Annotated in this window: 20 protein-coding genes; 12 read left to right on the top strand and 8 right to left on the bottom strand. The window is 59.7% G+C overall.

The genetic code is table 11. The annotated features are described in order from the left end of the window. Positions 1 to 7: 7 nt before the first annotated feature. From AC1Z24_RS18625 to AC1Z24_RS18645, 5 genes are all read right to left on the bottom strand, one after another. Positions 8 to 1,060 carry a LacI family DNA-binding transcriptional regulator gene (locus AC1Z24_RS18625; protein ID WP_483742119.1) on the bottom strand — a complete coding sequence of 351 codons (1,053 nt, stop codon included), beginning with the start codon at positions 1,058 to 1,060 and terminating at the stop codon, positions 8 to 10. A gap of 12 nt (positions 1,061 to 1,072) precedes the next feature. After that, a complete protein-coding gene (locus tag AC1Z24_RS18630) occupies positions 1,073 to 3,001 on the bottom strand; it encodes a TRAP transporter large permease (protein ID WP_483742120.1) in 1,929 nt (642 codons plus the stop codon). 22 nt (positions 3,002 to 3,023) lie between these two features. Beyond that, the gene (locus AC1Z24_RS18635; protein ID WP_483742121.1) at positions 3,024 to 4,040 is read right to left on the bottom strand and encodes a TRAP transporter substrate-binding protein; all 1,017 of its coding nucleotides are present in this window, start codon (positions 4,038 to 4,040) and stop codon (positions 3,024 to 3,026) included. Positions 4,041 to 4,319: 279 nt separating this feature from the next. Beyond that, a complete protein-coding gene (locus AC1Z24_RS18640) occupies positions 4,320 to 4,517 on the bottom strand; it encodes a YbdD/YjiX family protein (protein ID WP_259103250.1) in 198 nt (65 codons plus the stop codon). An 18-nt stretch (positions 4,518 to 4,535) separates the two neighbouring features. Further along, positions 4,536 to 6,599, bottom strand: coding sequence for a carbon starvation CstA family protein (locus tag AC1Z24_RS18645; RefSeq protein ID WP_483742122.1), 2,064 nt, complete (start codon positions 6,597 to 6,599; stop codon positions 4,536 to 4,538). A gap of 209 nt (positions 6,600 to 6,808) precedes the next feature. Here AC1Z24_RS18645 and AC1Z24_RS18650 point away from each other — a divergent pair, with 209 nt between their 5' ends. The 3 genes from AC1Z24_RS18650 to AC1Z24_RS18660 all read left to right on the top strand — a co-directional run bounded on the left by AC1Z24_RS18650 (position 6,809) and on the right by AC1Z24_RS18660 (position 9,486). Beyond that, entirely contained in the window at positions 6,809 to 8,158 is a 1,350-nt protein-coding gene (locus AC1Z24_RS18650) for a cache domain-containing protein (RefSeq protein WP_483742123.1), read from the top strand. Further along, a complete protein-coding gene (locus tag AC1Z24_RS18655) occupies positions 8,155 to 8,784 on the top strand; it encodes a response regulator (protein ID WP_483742124.1) in 630 nt (209 codons plus the stop codon). The genes AC1Z24_RS18650 and AC1Z24_RS18655 overlap by 4 nt, the downstream gene beginning before the upstream one ends. Positions 8,785 to 9,210: 426 nt before the next feature. Next, on the top strand, positions 9,211 to 9,486 hold the full coding sequence (locus tag AC1Z24_RS18660) for a hypothetical protein (RefSeq protein ID WP_483742125.1): 276 nt from the start codon (positions 9,211 to 9,213) through the stop codon (positions 9,484 to 9,486). A 72-nt stretch (positions 9,487 to 9,558) separates the two neighbouring features. Here the strand turns inward: AC1Z24_RS18660 and AC1Z24_RS18665 are convergent, their stop codons facing one another. Both AC1Z24_RS18665 and AC1Z24_RS18670 read right to left on the bottom strand, forming a co-directional pair. Continuing rightward, positions 9,559 to 10,524, bottom strand: coding sequence for a flavin-nucleotide-binding protein (locus AC1Z24_RS18665; protein WP_483742126.1), 966 nt, complete (start codon positions 10,522 to 10,524; stop codon positions 9,559 to 9,561). A gap of 30 nt (positions 10,525 to 10,554) precedes the next feature. Then, positions 10,555 to 11,175 (bottom strand): glutathione S-transferase family protein, encoded by a 621-nt coding sequence (locus tag AC1Z24_RS18670; protein ID WP_483742127.1) that lies wholly within the window; start codon positions 11,173 to 11,175, stop codon positions 10,555 to 10,557. Between the two features lie 125 nt (positions 11,176 to 11,300). Here AC1Z24_RS18670 and AC1Z24_RS18675 point away from each other — a divergent pair, with 125 nt between their 5' ends. The 5 genes from AC1Z24_RS18675 to AC1Z24_RS18695 all read left to right on the top strand — a co-directional run bounded on the left by AC1Z24_RS18675 (position 11,301) and on the right by AC1Z24_RS18695 (position 14,929). Beyond that, positions 11,301 to 12,209 (top strand): LysR substrate-binding domain-containing protein, encoded by a 909-nt coding sequence (locus AC1Z24_RS18675; protein WP_483742128.1) that lies wholly within the window; start codon positions 11,301 to 11,303, stop codon positions 12,207 to 12,209. Between the two features lie 247 nt (positions 12,210 to 12,456). Beyond that, on the top strand, positions 12,457 to 13,473 hold the full coding sequence (locus AC1Z24_RS18680; protein ID WP_483742129.1) for a zinc-dependent alcohol dehydrogenase family protein: 1,017 nt from the start codon (positions 12,457 to 12,459) through the stop codon (positions 13,471 to 13,473). A 74-nt stretch (positions 13,474 to 13,547) separates the two neighbouring features. Continuing rightward, positions 13,548 to 13,886: an FKBP-type peptidyl-prolyl cis-trans isomerase gene (locus tag AC1Z24_RS18685; RefSeq protein ID WP_483742130.1), complete on the top strand. Its 339-nt coding sequence runs from the start codon at positions 13,548 to 13,550 to the stop codon at positions 13,884 to 13,886. A gap of 89 nt (positions 13,887 to 13,975) precedes the next feature. Then, positions 13,976 to 14,215 (top strand): hypothetical protein, encoded by a 240-nt coding sequence (locus AC1Z24_RS18690; protein WP_483742131.1) that lies wholly within the window; start codon positions 13,976 to 13,978, stop codon positions 14,213 to 14,215. Positions 14,216 to 14,224: 9 nt separating this feature from the next. Next, positions 14,225 to 14,929, top strand: coding sequence for a YoaK family protein (locus AC1Z24_RS18695; protein ID WP_259103277.1), 705 nt, complete (start codon positions 14,225 to 14,227; stop codon positions 14,927 to 14,929). On the opposite strand, the gene AC1Z24_RS18700 is transcribed toward AC1Z24_RS18695, so the two are convergent. Then, positions 14,926 to 15,885, bottom strand: coding sequence for a Ppx/GppA phosphatase family protein (locus AC1Z24_RS18700; RefSeq protein WP_483742132.1), 960 nt, complete (start codon positions 15,883 to 15,885; stop codon positions 14,926 to 14,928). The two genes, AC1Z24_RS18695 and AC1Z24_RS18700, sit on opposite strands and share 4 nt — an antisense overlap. Positions 15,886 to 16,108: 223 nt before the next feature. Here AC1Z24_RS18700 and ppk2 point away from each other — a divergent pair, with 223 nt between their 5' ends. The 4 genes from ppk2 to AC1Z24_RS18720 all read left to right on the top strand — a co-directional run bounded on the left by ppk2 (position 16,109) and on the right by AC1Z24_RS18720 (position 20,680). Continuing rightward, positions 16,109 to 17,026, top strand: a complete 918-nt coding sequence (gene ppk2, locus AC1Z24_RS18705) for a polyphosphate kinase 2 (RefSeq protein WP_259103281.1) — start codon at positions 16,109 to 16,111, stop codon at positions 17,024 to 17,026. A 215-nt stretch (positions 17,027 to 17,241) separates the two neighbouring features. After that, complete coding sequence (gene pstS, locus AC1Z24_RS18710) at positions 17,242 to 18,276, top strand: phosphate ABC transporter substrate-binding protein PstS (protein WP_483742133.1); 1,035 nt, start codon at positions 17,242 to 17,244, stop codon at positions 18,274 to 18,276. Between the two features lie 249 nt (positions 18,277 to 18,525). Next, positions 18,526 to 19,470, top strand: coding sequence for a class I SAM-dependent methyltransferase (locus tag AC1Z24_RS18715; RefSeq protein ID WP_483742134.1), 945 nt, complete (start codon positions 18,526 to 18,528; stop codon positions 19,468 to 19,470). 274 nt (positions 19,471 to 19,744) lie between these two features. Beyond that, entirely contained in the window at positions 19,745 to 20,680 is a 936-nt protein-coding gene (locus AC1Z24_RS18720; RefSeq protein WP_259108523.1) for a chemotaxis protein CheV, read from the top strand. Positions 20,681 to 20,951: the final 271 nt, after the last annotated feature.

Raw genomic sequence — 20,951 nt, forward strand, 5'->3', positions numbered from 1 at the left:
ATGCGTTTCATTCCCTATGACTGGACGCAGGCCGGGCGACAGACTGCCGGGCTACCAACGTGGGTTGAAAGACGAAATTGACCGGGCGCTGCTCGGGTTGCCGCGAACGGTCGACGGCGCGCTGGACCATGGCATCGGCCATTTCATGCAGCGGCATGACCACCGAGGTCAGGCCCGGATTGGTGAAGGCGGCAATCGACAGTCCGTCCATGCCCACCACCGAGATATCCTCGGGCACCCGCAGCCCGGCCTGGTGCAACCCGGCCATGAGGCCGATGGCGAGCATGTCGTTGACCGTGACTATGCCGGTGGGCATCGGTCGCATGGCCATGATCTGACTGGCCATGGCAAAGCCCAGGTCAGCCAGTTCCGAGTCGCCAAAGGTCTGCGCGACCTGGCCCTGCACCACCTCGCAACTGCCGTGCAGACCGGCCAGAGCGGTGCGTTCGAGAAAACCGGCGATCTTGTTGGAGCGGCTGACGGTCTTGCCGCTGGGCACCAGGAACGCCAGGCGGGTATGGCCGTGGGCGAGCAAGTGGTCGGCGGCGATATACCCGGCCTTGAAGTTATCCGGCGAGACATGATCGACCCGGGAGTTCTCCACCGGCACCGTCGCCCGGTCATAACTGACCACGCTCAGACCACGGGCCACCGCGTCTTCCAGGTGACGCTCATCGTCCCGGGACGAGACCACGATCACCGACTGCACGCCGAAGGACAGCAAATCGTCGAACATCCGCGCTTCGTGCTGCTTGTCGCGGTGGGTATTGGCCAGCAACAGCCGGTAGCCATAGCGCTGCTGCGCCACGGCCTCGATCTGCAGGGCCAGTTGCCCGTACATGGGGTTGGCGGTGGACGGCACCAGCAGACCGAGCATCGGCGTGTGCCCGGTCTTCAATTGCCGGGCAGCACGGTTAGGCCGGTAGTTGAGGCTGCTGATGGCCTTCTCCACCCGACTGAAGGTCTGCGGGCTGAGCTTTTCCGTGCGGCCGTTGAGCACGTTGGACACCGAACTGACCGACACTCCCGCCAAGGCGGCTACATCATGAATTGTTGCCATATGCGTTGTGCCTTAAACCATATTGAACATGCGCGGCAGCCACAGGGAAATCGATGGCACCAGCACGATAAGAATCAACATCACCAATAGCAGCAGCAGGTACTTGAGCATCTTTTTCGAGACGTCTTCGATCCGCGTGCCGGTCATGGCGCACGTTGCAAACAGGCCCAGGCCGAACGGCGGCGAAAACAGCCCCAGGCCCATGGAAATCACCGCCACCGTACCGAAGTGCAGCGGATTGATGCCCACCTGCACGGCAATCGGCACCAGCAGCGGGCCGAAGATAATCAAAGCCGGAGCGCCTTCCAGCACCGCGCCGAACACCACCATGATCAGCACCGACGCGCCAAGGAACGCCACCGCGCCGTAGTTATGCGCCAGGGCCAGCATAAAGTCGGAGATGATCGCCGGAATCTGCTGGATCGTCAGGGCAAACGCCACGCTGGAGGCCGCCGCAATGATGAACAGGATACCTGCCGCCATGGACGCCGCGCGCACAAACAAGCGGGCAATACCGCCCAGGGTCAGTTCCCGAAAAGTCACCCCGCCGACCAGCAGCGCGTAGACCACGGCAAAGGCCGACACCTCGGTGGAAGTGGCCACGCCGGAGGTCACACCCTTGCCGATCATGGCCACCATGATCAGCGCCACCAGCGCCCCGCCCAGCAAACGCAAGATGGGCGTGCGCACCGGAAACGCCAGGTTGGGATCGACCTTCTTGCCGAACACCACAGCAAGCGTCGACAGGCCCATGGCCAGGACCACCGCAGGCACTATCCCGGCGATAAACAACCCGCCGATGGAGATATTGGCGACAAAACCCATGATGATCATATTGATGCACGGCGGGATGGTCTCGCCCATCACCCCGGACGCCGCCAGCACCGCTGCGGTTTCGTTGGCATCCTGCCTGGTGCGGCGCACCGCCGGTACGACAATCCCGCCCACCGCAGCAATATCGGCCAGTTTGGAGCCCGACACGCCGGAGAAAAACGCCGTGGCCAGGATTGCAATCAGGTTCATCGAACCGCGCACCCGACCGAAGATCCGCACCAGCAACTCGACCAGCCGCGCCGACATGCCGTTGACCTCCATGACCAAACCGGCCAGAACGAAAAACGGAATCGCCAGCAACACAAAGTGGTCCATGCCTGCCATGACCTGCTGCGAGTAGATCACCATGGGCAGCGACGGATCACCGATGAAATACAACAACGCACACAGGGCCAGGACAAAGGCGATCGGCACGCCGACCAGCAGGCCGCCGACAAAACCCAGCAACAACAGGCTCCAGGGTTGCAGAGCGTAGGCTTCGAATTGCGTATTCCAGGCCCATAGTCCCAGACCGAGCAACACACAGCCCAACAGGCTGAACCAGGTACTGCGAGTGGCGCCATTAAGCGCATTGGCGACACCCACCAGGGTCATCAGCAAGGCACCGACGAACACCGGCAGCACGTTAAGCCACTGCGGCAGACCCATGGGCGTGGAGACATTGGTCGAGTCTTCCAACAGCAGCCACGACGAGTACGCCAGCCCCGCCGCCGTCCCCGCCACCGCCCAACCGCCAATTTGCGTCGCCACCTGTTGCCAGGTTGAGGGCAACAGTGCACGGAAGAAGTCCACATGCACATGCTGTCTGCGCGCCAGTACCGTGGCACCGCCGAGGAACACCAGCATCACCATCAGGCCGCGGGCGACCTCCTCAGCCCAATCCACCGGGTGATGGACGAAGTAACGCAGGATCACCGAAATGAACACGACGATGATATCTACGGCCAGGACCAACGCGCACAAGCGCTCGATCAGCACACACAGCCCGGCCAGCAGGCGACCGCTGCCATGGCCGGTGGCGAAACCCCAATCGTGGGCTTTGATCAGCGGGCCAACGGTTTCTTCAGGCGGCTGATCGACAGCCGCCACCCCTATAGCTGGGTTCATGGTGAGTGTTCCCCGTGATTGCTCAGGCGCGTGCGGCGTCGATGGCGGCAAGGATCGGCGCCGTCACCGGATTGCTCTGGGTAAAGGGCACCCAGAGTTTTTCCCGCATCAATTGCCGGGTGGCGGCGCGCTCGGCGTCGGCCATGGGGAACAGGGTCATGCCGCCCTTGGCCAGGGTCGCCAAAGCTTCGGCGCCTTTGACCTTGGCCGCTTCGCGCTGATAAACGCTGGCGTCACGGGCGGCGGCAATGAACACCGGTTGCAGATCGGCAGGGATTTTCGCCAGGCCGCGCTTGCCGATCACGGCGATGCACGGGCTGAACAGGTGATTGGTCTGCCAGCTATTGCGTACCACTTCATCCAGCTTGTTGGCCAGGACACTGGCGGCATCGTGCTCGAAGCCCTCGACCACGCCGGTCTGCACGGCGGTGTAGACCTCGTTGAAGGCGATAGGCGTAGGAATCGCCCCCATCAGCTTGAAGGTCTCGATAAAGGCCTGGGTCGGCAGCACCCGCAGTTTGACGTTCTGCAAGGCGGCCAGGTCCTTGATCGGCGGCTTGGTATAGACACTGCGCGCACTGAAGTGCGAACCCCAGCCGATCACGGTACAGCCGGTGCGCTCTTGCAGCAGTTTGTTGTAGATCTCGCCGACGCCACTGTCCACCGCCTTGGCTACGTGGGCGTAGCTGTCGAACAGAAAGCCCAGGTCCAGCAGCGCCAATTCCGGCAAAGCCGTGGCCCAGATCGAGCTGCCGGTGATCATCATGTCGATGGAACCCAGGCGTACCTGCTGCACCACATCGGCCTCCTTGCCCAACTGACCGTTGGCGAAGAAATCGATACGCACCTTGTCACCCAGGGCCTGTTTCAGGTTCTCGGTGAAGCGCCGGTAGAACAGGTAATGGGCCGAGTTTTCATCGGAAGTCATGGTCGATGACAGCCGCAATACCGGCGTGGCGGCACGACTGATCATGGGAAACGAGAGAGCGGCAGCGCCAAGGGTGGCGGATTGCACGAAGCGACGACGAGTCAGATTCATGGTTTTAGCCTTTTTTGTTGTTATGAGTAAAACGTTTTACTAAACCGTTTTACGGATAATAGGCCTCAACGATAAATATTCAATAAAAAGTTTGATTCTTGCTCAACCACACTGCGCGTTTCCTGTGGGACCGGCTTTAGCCGGGAAGGCGTATTCCCGGCTAAAGCCGGTCCCACAGTTAAAATGCGTTGCCATAAAAAACACCCCGCGAAAGGCCAGCCTTCGCGGGGTGTCGGGTGTTGCGCGCAGCTATTTCAGATGCTTGCGTGGATCAGCCGTTCAACAACACTTCGGCCCGCCCTTGCCGCCATACCGAGCCTCTTGACGTTCCCGGAAGAACATCTCGTAGCTCATCACCGGTTTGTCCGGATGGGTGGCCTGCATGTGCTCGACGTAAGTGTCGTAGTCCGGCATGCCGACCATCAGGCGGGCAGCCTGGCCCAGGTATTTGCCCAGGCGACTCAGGTCATTGAACATGGGCTGATCCTCCGTTCATCACGAGTGTTGCACCGGTTGCGCCTGGAATGGCGCTTCCTTGTCGGTACGCTCTTTCTTGCCCCAGGCCGCAACACCGACCTTGATGGCGTAGAACAGAATGCTCAGGACCACGAACAGGAACAGAACAGTCAGGGTCGCGTTGGTGTAGGCGTTGAAGATCACATGCTGCATCTGGTCCATGGTCTTGGCCGGAGCAATGATCTGACCGGCGTCGGCGGCGGTGCTGTATTTCTTCGCCAGGGCGAGGAAGCCAACGGCCGGGCTCGGGTCGAACAGTTTGATAAAGCCTGCGGTCACGGTGCAGATCAGCAGCCAGGACGCTGGCAGCATGGTCACCCAGATGTAGCGCTGGCGTTTCATTTTGATCAGCACGACGGTGGCCAGCATCAGGGCGATCCCCGCCAGCATCTGGTTGGAGATGCCAAACAGCGGCCACAGGGTGTTGATACCGCCCAGTGGATCGATCACGCCCTGATACAGCAGGTAACCCCAAAGGGCCACGCAGCCACCGGTGCCGATGGCGTTGGCGGTCCACGACTCGGTGCGTTTCAGCGCCGGCACGAAGCTGCCCAGCAGGTCTTGCAGCATGAAGCGACCGGCACGGGTACCGGCGTCAACCGCCGTCAGGATGAACAGTGCTTCGAACAAAATAGCGAAGTGATACCAAAACGCCATGGTGTTCTGCCCCGGCAATGCCTGGTGCAGGATCTGCGCGATACCCACCGCCAGGGTCGGCGCACCGCCAGCACGGGCCAGTACGGTGTTTTCACCGATGTCATGGGCCACGGCCGTGAGCATGTCCGGGGTAATGGCAAAGCCCCAGCCGCTGATGGTCTGGGCCACGGCAACCACATCACCGCCGACCACAGCGGCCGGGCTGTTCATGGCGAAGTACACGCCTGGCTCGATCACCGAAGCGGCAACCATGGCCATGATGGCCACGAAGGACTCCATGAGCATGCCGCCGTAACCGATGTAACGGGCGTTCTTCTCGTTATCCAGCAGTTTGGGTGTAGTACCCGAGGAAATCAGCGCGTGAAAACCCGACACCGCACCGCAGGCAATGGTGATGAACAGGAAAGGAAACAGCGCGCCTTTCCAGACCGGGCCAGTACCGTCGGTGAACTGGGTCAGGGCCGGCATTTTCAGCTCGGGCGCCAGAATCAGGATGCCGATGGCCAGGGCCACGATGGTGCCGATTTTCAGGAAAGTGGACAGGTAGTCACGCGGTGCCAGCAGCAGCCAGACCGGCAGCATGGCGGCGACGAAGCCGTAGCCCACCAGCATCCAGGTGATCTGCACGCCGGTGAAGGTGAACATCGGCGCCCACGCCGGGTTGGCGGCAATCTGCCCGCCCATCCAGATCGAGGCCAGCAGCAGGACCACGCCAATCACCGAGATCTCGCCGATGCGGCCCGGGCGGATGTAGCGCATGTAGATGCCCATGAACATCGCCACCGGAATGGTCGCCAGCACCGTGAACATGCCCCAAGGGCTCTCAGCCAGGGCCTTGACCACGATCAGCGCCAGCACCGCGAGGATGATGATCATGATCAGGAAGCAGCCGAACAAGGCGATGGTGCCGGGAATGCGGCCCATTTCCTCGCGGACCATGTCGCCCAGAGAGCGACCGTTGCGGCGGGTGGAGAGGAACAGGATCATGAAATCCTGCACGGCCCCGGCCAGCACCACACCGGCAATCAGCCAGAGGGTGCCTGGCAGGTAACCCATTTGCGCAGCCAGCACCGGACCGACCAGCGGACCTGCACCGGCAATGGCGGCAAAGTGGTGACCGAAAAGAATGTGTTTATTGGTCGGCACATAGTCCAGACCATCGTTGTTGACCACCGCCGGCGTGGCCCGGGTCGGGTCCAGTTGCATGACGTGGTTGGCGATGAACAGGCTGTAGTAGCGGTAGGCAACCAGATAGATGGCGACGGCGGCCACTACTATCCACAAGGCATTGATGGGTTCACCGCGACGAAGCGCTACGACGCCAAGCGCGCATGCCCCCAAAGCGGCGACAGCGAACCAAGCCAGATGTCTGGTCAGTCGGGTCATTTGAGTCTCCTGCCAGGGCCAGGGGCCGGTGGCGTAATTGTTTTTGTTGGGCTCGCAAACGGAGCGTGCCCACTATCCCTGCTGTCCGGCCAGATAAACATGGGTATTACTACCGTTCCGTCTACGTAGTACTACGTGGGTCTACAGGAACAGGCTTAAGGCATACCATGTGCGCCTACAAAAACAACACACGTGCGGTGCCCGTCGTCATGCAACTGAAGTACAAGATCGTCGCCCTCGGCATCCTGCCGCTGATCCTTGCCGTCGGAGTGATCTGCGCCCTGGTGATCGTGCAGAACCAGCGCCTGGGCGAACAACAGGCGCAATTGATCGAAGACAGCATCCTGGCCAGCAAGCGCGCGGAACTGCAGAACTACGTAGAACTGGCCATGAGCGCCCTCGCCCCGCTGTATGAAAGCGGCAAGGACGACGAGCAGACCAAACAGCAGGTCTTGCAGGAATTGTCCAAGCTGAGCTTCGGCATCAACGGCTATTTCTTTGTCTACGACCACAATGGCCGCAACCTGATGCACCCGCGTCAGGGCGCACTGGTGGGCAAGGACCTGTGGAGCATGACCGACCCTCAGGGCCTGTTGGTCATCCAGGCCTTGTTGAGAAGCGCCCAGTCCGGCGACGGTTTTCAGCATTACGCCTGGGAGAAACCTTCCACCGGGCAGATCACCGACAAGCTCGCCCGGGTTGTCATGCTGGACCGTTGGGGCTGGATGCTCGGCACCGGCATCTATCTGGAAGACGTCGAACGCGCCACCCGCCAGGCCCGGGAAGAAGTCGCCCGGGGCATCTACACCACCATGCTCGATATCGGCGCCGTGGCCCTGATCGCCGTGGTCCTGGTGTTCGCCTGCGGCCTGACCCTCAATGCCAGCGAACATCGCCTGGCAGACAGCAAGTTGCAGCGCCTGAACCGGCGCATCATGAATCTGCAGGAAGAAGAACGCTCGCGGTTGTCACGGGAACTGCACGACGGCATCAGCCAGGTACTGGTGTCGATCAAGTTCCAGTTCGAACTGGCCAGCCTGGAACTGGAGGCCGGCCGCGAATCGGGCATGGATATCCTGCGCAAGGGTACTGAACGACTGGGCGACGCCATCGGTGAAATCCGCACCATTTCCCATGATCTCCGCCCTTCCCTGCTCGATACCCTGGGCCTGGCCGCCGCCGTGACCCAACTGGTCAACGAGTTCGAGCAGCGCAGCGGCCTGCATATCCATTACGGCCAGCACCTGGGCGATCTGACCCTGGTGGACGGCGCACCGGTCGCACTATTCCGTATCCTGCAAGAGGCCCTGACCAATATCGAACGCCATGCCCATGCCAGCAACGTCTATATAGAGCTGAGCAGCAACGCCGCCCACGTGCGCCTGGCGGTCATCGACGACGGCGTCGGCTTTGAAGTGGATGGCAAAGGCATGCAGGGCGGCATTGGCTTGCGCAACATTCGCGAGCGGGTGGAACACTTCAGCGGCCAGTTGCACCTCTTTTCCATGTCCGGGCGAAGCGAAATAATCGTCACCCTCCCCACCCGAGCGAACTCATGACTGCTGAAGCACCCATTCGTATTGCCTTGGTTGATGATCACGCCCTGGTCCGGGATGGTGTCCGCGCCCTGCTGTCTACGCGTCCGTCGTTCGAGGTCGTGGGCGAGGCCGAAAGTGGCGTCCAGGCCCTGGACCTGTGCGGGGCGATCAGCCCGGATATCCTGCTGGTGGATATCGGCCTGCAAGACATGAACGGCCTGGAACTGACCCGCCAGGTACGCGCGCGTTATCCACAGATCAAGATCCTGGTGCTGAGCATGTACGACAACCATGAGTACGTGACCACCTCGATCCGCGCCGGAGCCAGCGGTTATGTGCTCAAGAACGCGCCTTCGCGGGAGATCGTCGCCGCCATCGAAGCCATTGCCACCGGCGGCACCTTTTATAGCGCGGCCGTGACGCTCAAGCTGGTCACGCCGAAAAACGACGACAACGAACTGACCCCGCGGGAGGTTCAGGTACTGGTCGGCCTGGCCCAGGGCCTGAACAACAAGACTATCGCCCGGGACCTGGCCATCAGCGTGCGCACCGTGGAAACCCACCGTTTGAGCATTCGCCGCAAGCTCAAGGTGGATAAGCCGGCGGGGTTGGTGATGTATGCCATGGAGCATGGGTTGTTGCCGTGATGTGCAGGCCTGAAGGTGCACGGGTGGGACCGGCTTCAACCGGGAAGGCGGCGGCACATTCACAGCATTTGTGTCGTTTTCATTGGAGCCTTCCCGGCTAAAGCCGGTCCCACAGCAGCTAATCTCGACGGGCAAATCAATACTGCGACAACACGCCGCAGCCAAACCCACGACCAGTTGTCTGACGACTATATGTATGCCGTAGTATTCAGAAATAATTTGTTCTAAAATGTTTCTCAATCGGCAAGCGGATGTGGAATCGAACCGAAACGATGATTTTCATCGGCGAATTCGAACCCGGCGACTTGACCCACTTATATAAGAAAAAAGCCCGTCCTCGACGGGCTTTTTTCGTTTTCAGCGCTTGTCGCGCTGCCCGTGACCCATTTTTAACGCTTTTCAACATTAAACTTAGAGGTTTACCCCATGATTCGCCTTGTCGTTTCCCTGTACCAATGGATCAAACGTTCCCCTGAAGACAACGCTTCTTCCGATAGCCAGGGTTACTCCCGTGAGTTCAACCGTGAAGAAAGCGAAGGCAGCCGCTGGACTTTCGTTTCCATCTTCGCCGTGTTCACCCTGAGCCTCTACATCCTCGCGGGCCTGGGCTACTACGCCAAGGTTCACGTCTGGGACGAAATGAGCGAGCAACAGAAAGAAGTCGTCTCCCAGGCGATGGTGGTGAGCTCGCAGAATCTCTGATTCAGCAGGCAATTTGCTCAGGCCGGGCAATAAAAAAAGGGACGCAGTGGCGTCCCTTTTTTATGCGTTTTTTCATGACCATTGCCCAGTGTCCTCGACATAGGGCGGCAGCCCCTCCGGCAGATTGATCCAGCGCAAGGGCGAAGCATCGCGACGCCGCACGATCCGCTGCGGGGTGAAATGCCAGAGCCGTTCAGCACCTTCGAACCTCACAATATCCGCCGAATCGAGATCAACCCTGGCCGCCCCGCTCATCTGCAACACATCGCCGTTGGTAAAATCAATGAACAACAGTCCGGCCCTCGGGTTGAGTTGCATATTACCCAGGGTATTGAAGAACTGATTGCCCATGAAATCCGGCACCGTCAGCGAGCCATCGGCATTGAGCCGGACAAAACCCGGCTTGCCGCCACGATGGGAAACGTCCACTTGGCGCCCGCTTTCGGGCAGGTCTACATAGGTAGCAACAAACAGAGTCGCGGCATCGCCGATCAGGCTGCGTGCCTCATCATCCAGCTCGTTCAGCCATTGCACCTCGCCGTTACCCGCGACCGCCGGGTCCCGGGCATAGGCGAATTGGCGCTGGTGAATGTACTTGGGGCAGTTACCGAAACTCTGCTCCACCGTCAGCAACAGACTCTGCCGGGTGACCCGCTGCAAGCGGCCATTGAGGCGATTACGCCGTCGGGTGCGCAGGTCGATGCCCAGCAGGCCGATGGCAGCGTCTTCGCTCAGCGCCGTCTGCGCGGGGTCGGCAGGATCGGCCTGAATATCCAGGCGCAGGTGCCGTGCATCTTCGGCCTGGACAAAGCCCGGCTCCCCCACCAGCAGGCTGGCCCACACATCATCGTCGGCATCCACCGCACCCAGCACCATATACGGCAACAACGGATAGAAACCCTGATGCTGCTCGATCAAATGGTCGCGGATAACCTTGCGCCCGACCATGTCCATGCGCTCAAGCACATGGGCGCTACGCTGCAACGCCCGCTCACCGGCATGCCAGGGTGAATCGGGGATGGTAGCGGTGATGTCCATGGGAACCTCCGACGATAGCTTGTTTCAAGGTCAGGCCTGGGCGTACAACCCGGCCTGGGTACGGGGGAACGGCACGAAACCGTCCAGTGCTTCGACACGACCCAGCCATTGGCCGATCAGGGGATATGGCGTCAGGTCGACGTTGCCTTCAGGCGCGCCGACGATGTAGCTGTACAGCGCCACATCGGCCAGGGTCGGTTGAGTGCCGACCATCCAGGCGCCATTGCTGCTCAGGTTGTCTTCGATCAGCGTCAGAATGCGGTGAGCGCGGGTTATGGTGGTCTCGGGATCAAGCTTGGCGCCGAACACGGTAATCAACCGCGCCGCCGCCGGGCCTGCGGCCAGTTCACCCGAAGCAACCGACAGCCAGCGTTGGACATGAGCCGCTTCCAGCGCGCCCTCAGGCAGCCAGTCGGTCTTGCCGAATTTCTTCGCCAGGTACACCAGGATCGCTGTGGAATCGCTGATCCACTGCCCGTCATCTTCCAGCACCGGCACCTGACCAAATGGATTGAGCTTGAGAAAGGCTTCGGTTTTATGGGCGCCATTGGGTAGATCGACCTCGATCAGGCTGCAATTCGCGCCGATCAGGGAGAGAAACAGCTGTGCACGATGAGCATGGCCGGACAAGGGGAAGTAAAACAGTTTCATGGTCGATTCTCGCTGAGTGATAGGGACGGGCATTCGCTGGAGATAATGCTAGCCATGTCACCAGATTGAATAAATGCCACAGAAAGAACATATTCACTCCATATTTCGGAGTAATGGAGTCCGCAATGGATACGCTACAAGCGATGCGTCTGGTTCTAGCGATTGCCGAACAAGGCAGCCTGACCGCCGCTGCACAGAAGCTCGGAACCTCGTTGCCCACGGTGGTGCGGGTGTTGGCTGCGACGGAACAGCACCTGGGTGTGCGTCTGTTCGAACGCACCACACGCCAGGTGCGCATTACCGAGGAAGGTCGACGTTATGCCGAATCGGCACGGGCGGTGCTGCGGGAAATCGAAACCGTCGAAGATGTGTTTCGCGACAAGGGCCGTGAACCCAGCGGTGAGCTGGTGATCAGCGCGCCGGTGCTGTTCGGTCAATACCACGTCATGCCGTGCCTGAGCAGTTTCATGAAGCAGTACCCGAAGGTCACGGTGACCCTGATCCTGCTGGACCGGGTCACGGATCTGATCGAGGAAGGCATCGATATCGCGGTACGCATTGCCCCGCTGGCGACGCCGGATCTGGTGGCCACGCCTCTTGGCCAGGTCCGCCGCTACCTGGTCGCAAGCCCCGAACTGCTCGCCAGCCTGCCGCCCATCGAACACCCCACCGATATCTGTGACGTGCCCTTTATTCAGCACTCGGCCCTGGTCTTGGGCGCGCAGGTGGTTCTGGAGGAGCGCAACAAGCCGCTGGTCATCAAGATGAATAACGTGCGCATGAAGACCAATAGCGCAGCCGGCACCATTGCCGCCTGCATGGATGGCCTGGGTTTGGGCATGGTCCTGTCTTATCAGGTGCGCGACGCCATTGCCGATGACCGGCTGCGAGTGGTGCTGCGTGATTTCCTGCCGCCGCCGGTGCCAGTGTCCCTGGTCTACATGCCCTCCCGGCGCAATTCAGTGCGCAGCCAGGCGTTTATCAAGTGGGCCAAAGAGGCGATCAGTCAGCGGCTTAGTGCCCAGTTGGGTTGAACCGGGCTGTAAATACCGATGGGTGGGCCCGGCTTTAGCCGGGAAAGGGCCGGTGCATCCAACAGATGTGTGTTGTCACACCGCATTCCCGGCTGAAGCCGGCCCCACACCCGCGAACCGCCTGGTTCCCCAAACCTCACATTGATGGCGGGCATTTCAAGTATCGATACGGGTTAATGGTGCCTCAGGGGTGCCCTCGATAGAGTCAGCAGCAACGATTCATCACCCCTGGCTCACGAGGTATGTCATGTCCCGCACTATTCGTTTCCACCACTTCGGCTCCGCCGATGTGCTCAAGTGCGAGGAACAAAAGCTTCGGCAACCGGCTGCCGACGAGGTACTGATCCGCGTCGAAGCCATTGGCGTGAGCTGGGATGACGTGCTCTGGCGTCAGGACCTGGGCCCGTGCAAGGCTCGCCTGCCAGCTGGCCTGGGTACTGAAATGGCCGGTGTGGTAGAAGCTGTCGGTGCACAGATCACTGATCTGCAGCCCGGTGATCGCGTCGCCAGCTTTCAGGCGGTGAATACCAACGACTACCCGGTCTATGGCGACCTGATCATTCAGCCCCGCGCCACCCTGACCCGCTATCCGGACAATCTGACACCGGCTCAGGCGGCGGTGCACTACAATCCGCTGCTGCTGGCCTGGTTTGCCCTCGTCGACCTGGCCCGCGTACAGCCCGGCCAGAGCATCCTCGTCACCGAGGCGACGCTGAGCCCGAACATTGCCTTCGTCAAACTGGGCAAGGCCCTGGGCCTGAAGGTCATCGCCGCGACGAAAAACCCCGAGGACCGCCAGTACCTGCTCGACAATGGCGCCGCGCAAGTCATCGTCACCGACGAACAGGACCTGGGCATGCGCATTACCAAACTGACCGATGGCCACGGCGTCGAGGCCATCTTCGACGGCCTTGGCGGCCCACAGATGTCCCTGCTCGGCGACGTCCTGGCACCGCGCGGCAGTCTGGTTTTATACGGCCTGCGCGGCGGCAACTACACGCCCTTCCCGGCCATAGAGGCGTTCAAGAAGAACATCCGCTTCTTCGTCCATTGCCTGTGCAACTTCACCGGCAAGCCCGAATTCAACATCGGCCAGGACGGCGAAGCGCTGAAACGGGCCTTGGAAGGCATCAACCGCTTGACCCTGGAACACCCGCTGGCCTCGGATATCGACCGCAGCTTCAACCTGGAACATGCGGCCAAGGCCCATGACTATCTGGAACACCAGACGGCGTATGGGCGGGTGGTTTTGAAGCCAGTGTGATGAAAACAGTTGCCAGCCACACGCAATCCTGAGAAAAAGCGGCCCGTCATCGCCAACCACAGTACGAGCCGCAAATGCCCCAGGAACTGCAAATTGAAGACCTCACCCCCGGCACCGGCAAAGCCGTGGTCAAGGGTGCCCTGATCGCCACCCAGTACACCGGATGCCTGGAAGACGGTACGGTGTTCGATTCCTCTTGGGAACGCGGTAAGCCGTTTCAGTGCGTGATCGGCAGCGGCCGGGTGATCAAGGGTTGGGACCAGGGCTTGATGGGCATGCAGGTCGGTGGCAAGCGCAAGCTCTGGGTGCCGGCTCACCTCGCCTACGGCGAACGTACCATGGGTGCCATCCCGCCAAACTCCAATCTGCTGTTTGAAATCGAGCTGCTGGAAGTCCTGACCCGGGACGATTGATCACCGAGGCATCGGGGCATTGCGCGCGGCGGGGGAAAAAGCCATGCTCCGCGCAAGGTAATTTGCGTCTTTGCTCAGGAATCTCTTTTATGGCCCTCAACAAGCCAACCCAGGAACTCAAACGCCACTTGCGCGGCTCAGCCATCAATCTGGAAAACGCCGCCAACGAAATCCTCAGGCTCGCCGGGCAGATGCCGGATGTCGATGTCACCGCAACCCTGCAACTGGTCAACCGCCTCTACAGCGATGCCGACCAGCTCAAGGCCTATGCCGATGAGATCAAGGACAAGCGCATCGTACGTGCCAAGCTCAATAATCCTCAGGATTGACGAAGCGCCATGCTCCCCGCCCCGACCCGCACCGGCAGCAGCCCACAACACTTGCACATGCAGAAATGGCGCGGCCGTATCGGCATGGCGCTGGCGGCGAGTCTGTCGGTGCTGGCGGGAATGACCGATGCCATCGGCTTCATGGCCACCGGGGATTTCGTTTCATTCATGAGCGGCAATACAACCCGACTGGCGGTGGCGATCAGCGCCGGGGAAACCGGGGTCATGCTGCGACTCCTCTGGGTACTGCTGGCCTTCGTAATGGGCAATGCCCTGGGTATCGTGGTCGCCCGGCGTAGCGGTCGGCGCGCGTTGCCGTTACTGCTGTGCATCGCCATGTTGTTGTGTCTGGCTGCGGCCTGGCCACTGGATACGCAGTTGCCTGCGCTGATCGCGGCCATTCTGGCGATGGGCATGCTCAATGCCGCCGTGGAACAGGTCAACGGCCTGCCGGTGGGCCTGACCTATGTCACCGGCGCCCTGTCACGCTTTGGTCGTGGCCTGGGGCGTTGGATGCTCGGTGAACGCCGCGATGGCTGGCGGGTGCAATTGGTGCCGTGGCTTGGCATGTTTCTCGGCGCGGTGATAGGCGCCTTTCTGGAGCAGCGACTGGGGCTCAAGGCGCTGCTGGTCAGCGCGTTGGTCGCGGCGCTGCTGGGCCTGTTGTCGCTGAAAATCCCTCATAGATGGCAGAAGCGCTATATGCCGCGTTAAGCCAGTTTACGCAGCGGCGAGTTATGCAGGCCTAACAGGCCATGCAACACGCCCATGCGCAAACCCGGTTCGGACGGCTGCATAGCCTCAATGGCAAATACCTTGAACGCCGCCAGCATGATTGCCAGGCCACCGGGCAAGGTGCTCATGCGTTGACTTTGCAGGCCGACCAGGCGCAGTTGCTGGACATTACCGGCTTCGAGCAGGCACACCGACAGGCGCAACAAAGCGGCATAAGTGATGCCCGTCTCGCCGAAGCTGTTGAGGCCATTGAGCTTGATCAGTTTGGCCAGCATGCGCGCCGTGCCGGACGAACCGATCGCCTGCTGCCAGCCCAGCTTGCGATAGCGCTGGGCGACCTTTTCGAAGCGTTCGATGGCGGCGCGCTCGGCTTCCTGCATGGCCAGGGCGCTGATATGGCCGCCGGGGAAATAGCGTTTGCTGAACGTGCCGCTGCCGATAGCGATGCTTTGCGCCAGTAAAGGGCGCTCGCCCTGACCGACGATCAGCTCGGTGGAGCCGCCGCCGATGTCTACCACCAGACGCGGGACTTCAGCGTCGGGCATGGTATGGGCGACACCGGCGTAGACCAGTTTGGCCTCTTCACGCCCGGAGATGACATCGATAGGAAAACCCAGGCGCTCTTGCGCGCCCTTGAGGAATAGCCCACCGTTCTCGGCCTCACGCACTGCACTAGTAGCCACGGCTCGAACGCGACCGGCCTCGAAATGACGCAGACGCTTGCCAAACCGCTCAAGGGCCAGCCAGCCGCGCTCCAGCGCCAGGTTATCCAGGGCCCGGCCCTGAAAGCCCTCGGCCAGACGTACCGGCTCGCGCAGGGTTTTGACTTCCTGAATGACCATACGCTGGTCACGCTTGACCGGCTGGCCAATCATCATGCGAAAGGCGTTGGAGCCCAGGTCGACGGCGGCAAACAGCGGAGTGTCACTTTTCAATACCCAAATTCCTGTTGAGTTCACGAGCAACCCACGCGCGATGCGCAAGCCCATGAAAAGTGAAGAAGTGGCTGATTTTGCCACCGGGTCCGTTACACGATGATGACAACGCCCGTTTGCCTGTGTGACGGAGCAATCAAATCCTGTAGGAAGTTTCCGTCACCAACCCGTCACATGCCGTTACTAAAATCGGAGCCCTCCGACAACCATGCGAGCTTCTCTCATGCATCCAGGCAACGATACCTTGGCGCGCCGTATCCACCGCGAGCTGCAGGACCACAACGACGAAGAACTGGAGCTGGAACTGGCCGAAGACGAACACGGCCTCGACAAACTCTTTGAAGGCGACCTCGACAGCCTCGAAGAAAAAGAAGCCCGTCGTCTGTATTTCAGCGAGCTGTTCCGCCTGCAGGGTGAGTTGGTCAAATTGCAAAGCTGGGTGGTCAAGACCGGCCACAAAGTAGTGATTCTGTTTGAAGGCCGCGATGCCGCCGGCAAGGGTGGCGTGATCAAGCGCATCACCCAGCGCCTCAACCCACGGGTCTGCCGCGTCGCCGCCCTGCCCGCACCCAACGACCGCGAACAGACCCAGTGGTACTTCCAGCGTTACGTCTCGCACCTGCCGGCTGCAGGCGAAATCGTCCTGTTTGACCGCAGCTGGTACAACCGCGCGGGCGTGGAAAAGGTCATGGGCTTCTGCAATGACGACCAATACGAAGAATTCTTCCGTACCGTGCCGGAATTCGAACGCATGCTGGCCCGCTCCGGCATCCAGTTGATCAAGTACTGGTTCTCGATCTCCGATCAGGAGCAGCACCTGCGCTTCCTCAGCCGCATCCATGACCCGCTCAAGCAGTGGAAACTCAGCCCTATGGACCTGGAATCCCGCCGTCGTTGGGAGGACTACACCAAGGCCAAGGAAATCATGCTCAACCGCACCCATATCGCCGAAGCGCCATGGTGGGTCGTGCAGGCCGACGATAAAAAGAAGGCACGTCTGAACTGCATTCATCACCTGTTAGGGCAAATGCCCTACGAAGAAGTCGAGCACCCGGTGATCGAGTTGCCACAGCGCCAGCGCCGTGAGGATTACACCCGCGTGCCGACGCCGAATGAGCTGATTGTACCGCCGGTGTACTAGGCCTTTAGTGCATAGCAAACATAAAACCTGGATGTGATTGTCAGTGGGAGCGTGGCTTGCCCGCGAAGAGTCGGAGACTCGAAAGATGTTCTTCGCTTGAAAGATTGCTTTCGCGGGCAAGACACGCTCCCACTGACAAATCCAGTGGCGGGCAAGCGAGACCGCCCGCCCCTATTTATCCCCTTTGCCTATATTGACCGACCGGGAGTCGTCGCATGTTCGAGTTTTCCAAAACACTGATGGCCGCAAGCCTGGGCCTGGTGTTGAGTCTCACTCTTGTCAACCAGGCCAGTGCCGTAGAAGAAGTGACCGGAGCCGGATCAACTTTCGTTTATCCAATCCTCTCCAAGTGGGCGGCAGACTATAACCAGAAGACCGGCAAGCGCATCAACTACCAGGCCATCGGCTCCGGCGGTGGTATTGCCCAGATCAAGGCCGATGCCGTGGACTTCGGCGCCAGTGACATGCCGCTCAAGTCCGAAGAACTGGCCAGCCACGGCCTGGGTCAATTTCCCCTGGTGATCGGCGGCGTCGTCCCGGTGATGAACCTGAGTGGTATTGCCCCGGGCACTCTGAAGTTCAGCGGCGCGGTGATGGCCGATATCTTCATGGGCAAGATCAAACAGTGGAATGACCCGGCGATTGTTGCACTTAATCCCGGCGTTACTTTGCCGAACAAGAAGATAGTCGTGGTCTACCGCTCCGATGACTCGGGCACTACTTATAACTGGGTCAATTACCTGTCCAGTGTCAGCCCAGCGTGGCAAGGCACCATCGGCAGCGGCGTCTCAGTGAAGTGGCCAACCGGTTTCGGCGCCAAGGGCAGTGAAGGCGTAGCCACTTACGTCAAGCAGATGCCTGATTCCATCAGTTATCTGGAATACGCCTATATCAAACAGAACAACCTGAACTTCGGTCTGCTGCAAAACAAGGCGGGGAACTTCGTACCGCCCACCGTGGCCAGTTTCCAGGCCGCAGCGGCGGCAGCCAACTGGGACAGCGCCCAGGACTTCAATACCTCGATGATCAATGCGGCGGGTGACAATGCCTATCCGGTAACGGCAACCACCTTCGTGGTCATGCCGAAACTGGCCAAGGATCCGGAGCGGCGCAAACTGGTACTGGACTTCTTCAAGTGGTCCCTGGAAGACGGCAAGGCCCAGACCAACGCCCTTAACTTTGTGCCGCTGCCCGATGCGCTGACCCAACAGGTCGAAGCCTATTGGACAGAGAACAAGATGAGGCCCTAAATACAGTCCAAACCGCCGCGCCCATGACGCCAGGCTGTCGAATTTCAGACAGAGGACTCGTGGGAGCCGCCTTGGTGGCGATCGAGTGCGAAGCGCTCGCAACAATGCCGGTGACCTCACCGAGGCCATCGCCAGCAAGCCGGCTCCCACCCCTCATTCCAATTCATTCTGTTGGTTTGCAGCAGGCCGAAGCACAAGCCGCCTGATAGGTTTAGAATGCCGCGCTCTTTTATCGACTGATGCGCCTTCATGAACTCCGAAGCACTCGCGACCCTGCACCAGCACCTGATCAGCGCCCTGACCCCACCCCCTGAGGAAACCCGCCGCCTGTTCCATGGCCGTGGGCGACTGTGGGCCGGGCTTGAGCAGATCACCGTCGACTGGATGGAAGGCGTGGTATTGGTGTCGCTGTTCCGTGAGCCGCCTGCCGACGAACTGCTCGTGTTGAAAGCGTTGTTGATGGAACTGAGCACCTCGGTTGCCTGGCGCCAGGCTCAGGCCCACACCCTGCTGTTGCAGCATCGCTATTTGCCCGACAGCACTACCGAGTGGCTGTGCGGTGAAGTGGTCAATGAATGGTTGATTCATGAGAGCGGCCTGACTTATAAGGTCGACTTCGGTAAAAAACAGAACTCCGGACTGTTCCTCGATATGCGCTACGGCCGCGACTGGGTCCGCGCCCAGGCTCAGGGCAAGCGCATCCTCAACCTGTTCGCTTATACCTGCGGCTTTTCCGTGGCGGCCATTGCCGGTGGCGCGGAGCAGGTACTGAATCTGGACATGGCCCGTGGCGCGCTGAACCGCGGTCGCGACAACCATCGCCTGAACAACCACGATCTGAGCCGCGTCGGTTTCATGGGACATGACCTGTTCAAGTCATGGGGCATGGTGAAGAAATCCGGCCCCTATGATCTGGTAATCATCGATCCACCCTCGTTCCAGAAAGGCAGCTTCGAACTCGACAAGGATTATCGACGTGTCCTGCGCCGCTTGCCGGAGTTGCTCACTGTCGACGGCTGCGTGCTGGCCTGCATGAACGATCCCAGCGTCGGCCCGGACTTTCTCATTGAACAGATGGCGATTGAGGCGCCCAGGCTGCATTTCGAACAACGCCTGGATAATCCGCCAGAATTTATCGACGCCGATAGTAACGGTGGCCTGAAAGCGTTGATATTCCGGCAAAAAAGCCTTTGATCTGATTGCGGATCGCGCGAATGCACTGTCGCGCGATTGGCAAATGCGCGGCAATTACGGTGGATTTGGATCCAAATTAATGTTTATTTTTCGCCGGACGTTTTTTTCCCGACGAATCACCTACTCTGGCCTTAACAACAGCGAAAGCGTGCCGATACACGCTAGAGTGAGATGAAATAACTCACCTGCACACGGACCCGTGCCGCTTACCAGTGCCTGCGCCTGATGCCATGATCAGTGGGCACTGCTCACTTGAATAACATAAGAGGTACCTATGGCCGGGATAATGGACGCTGTTAATAGTCGCACTCAATTGGTCGGCCAGAACCGCCTCGAACTATTGCTATTCAAGTTCAATGAACATCAACTCTATGGCATCAACGTATTCAAGGTCCGGGAAGTCCTTAAATGTCCGCACCTGTCCCTGATCCCAGGCTCTAACTCAAACATCTGCGGCGTTGCCAATATTCGCGGTGTATCCATCCCGATTCTCGACCTGGCCCTGGCCACCGGCCTGCCCGGTCTCGCCGATCCGGCGTCGGCCTACGTCATCATCACCGAATACAACCGCAAGACCCAGGGCTTCCTGGTCTACTCGGTCGAGCATATCGTCAACCTCAACTGGGAAGACATCCACTCGCCACCTCGCGGCAGCGGCACCAACAACTACCTGACTGCCGTGACCAAGGTGAACGACAAGCTGGTGGAAATCATCGACGTGGAGAAAGTCCTGGCCAAGGTTTCTCCCGTGGCCGAGGAGATCTCCGCAGGTGTCATCGATGAACAGGTACAGGAAAAAGCCAAGACCATTCGTGTGCTGACCGTCGACGACTCCTCGGTAGCGCGCAAGCAGGTCAGTCGTTGCCTGGAAAAGATCGGCGTGGAAGTGGTCGCCCTGAACGACGGGCGCCAGGCCCTGGAGTATCTGAAGGCCATGGTGGATGAAGGCAAGAAGCCCACCGAAGAGTTCCTGATGATGATTTCCGATATCGAAATGCCGGAAATGGACGGTTACACCCTGACCGCAGAAGTTCGCAATGACTCACGCATGCATGGCCTGCATATTGTCCTGCACAGCTCCCTGTCAGGGGTATTCAACCAGGCCATGGTGAAGAAAGTCGGGGCCAATGACTTTCTCGCCAAGTTCCACCCGGATGACTTGGCACAGCGGGTAATTGATCACATGAACTTGCGCTTTCCAAACCAGTAATCAAACAGCGTCGTGGATAATCGAGCCATAAAGGGTCGATTATCCATTATTTAAAAACCAAAGTTTCGACCAAAGTCTAATATCCCGCCTTTATCTCAGCCGACTTGAATGACCCACTCGGGATTATTGCAGCTTTTGCAAAAAGTGTTTATCAAAAATACCTCTACCCCTCTTTCTTTCGGCGCCCTACCATTCGCGCCATGAAAACGCTTGACGACAAAAGACCCTTTCTGAATAAAACAGACAACTAACCGTCTCGTCACTTGCGCGA

The organism is Pseudomonas sp. JL23 (assembly GCF_056933585.1).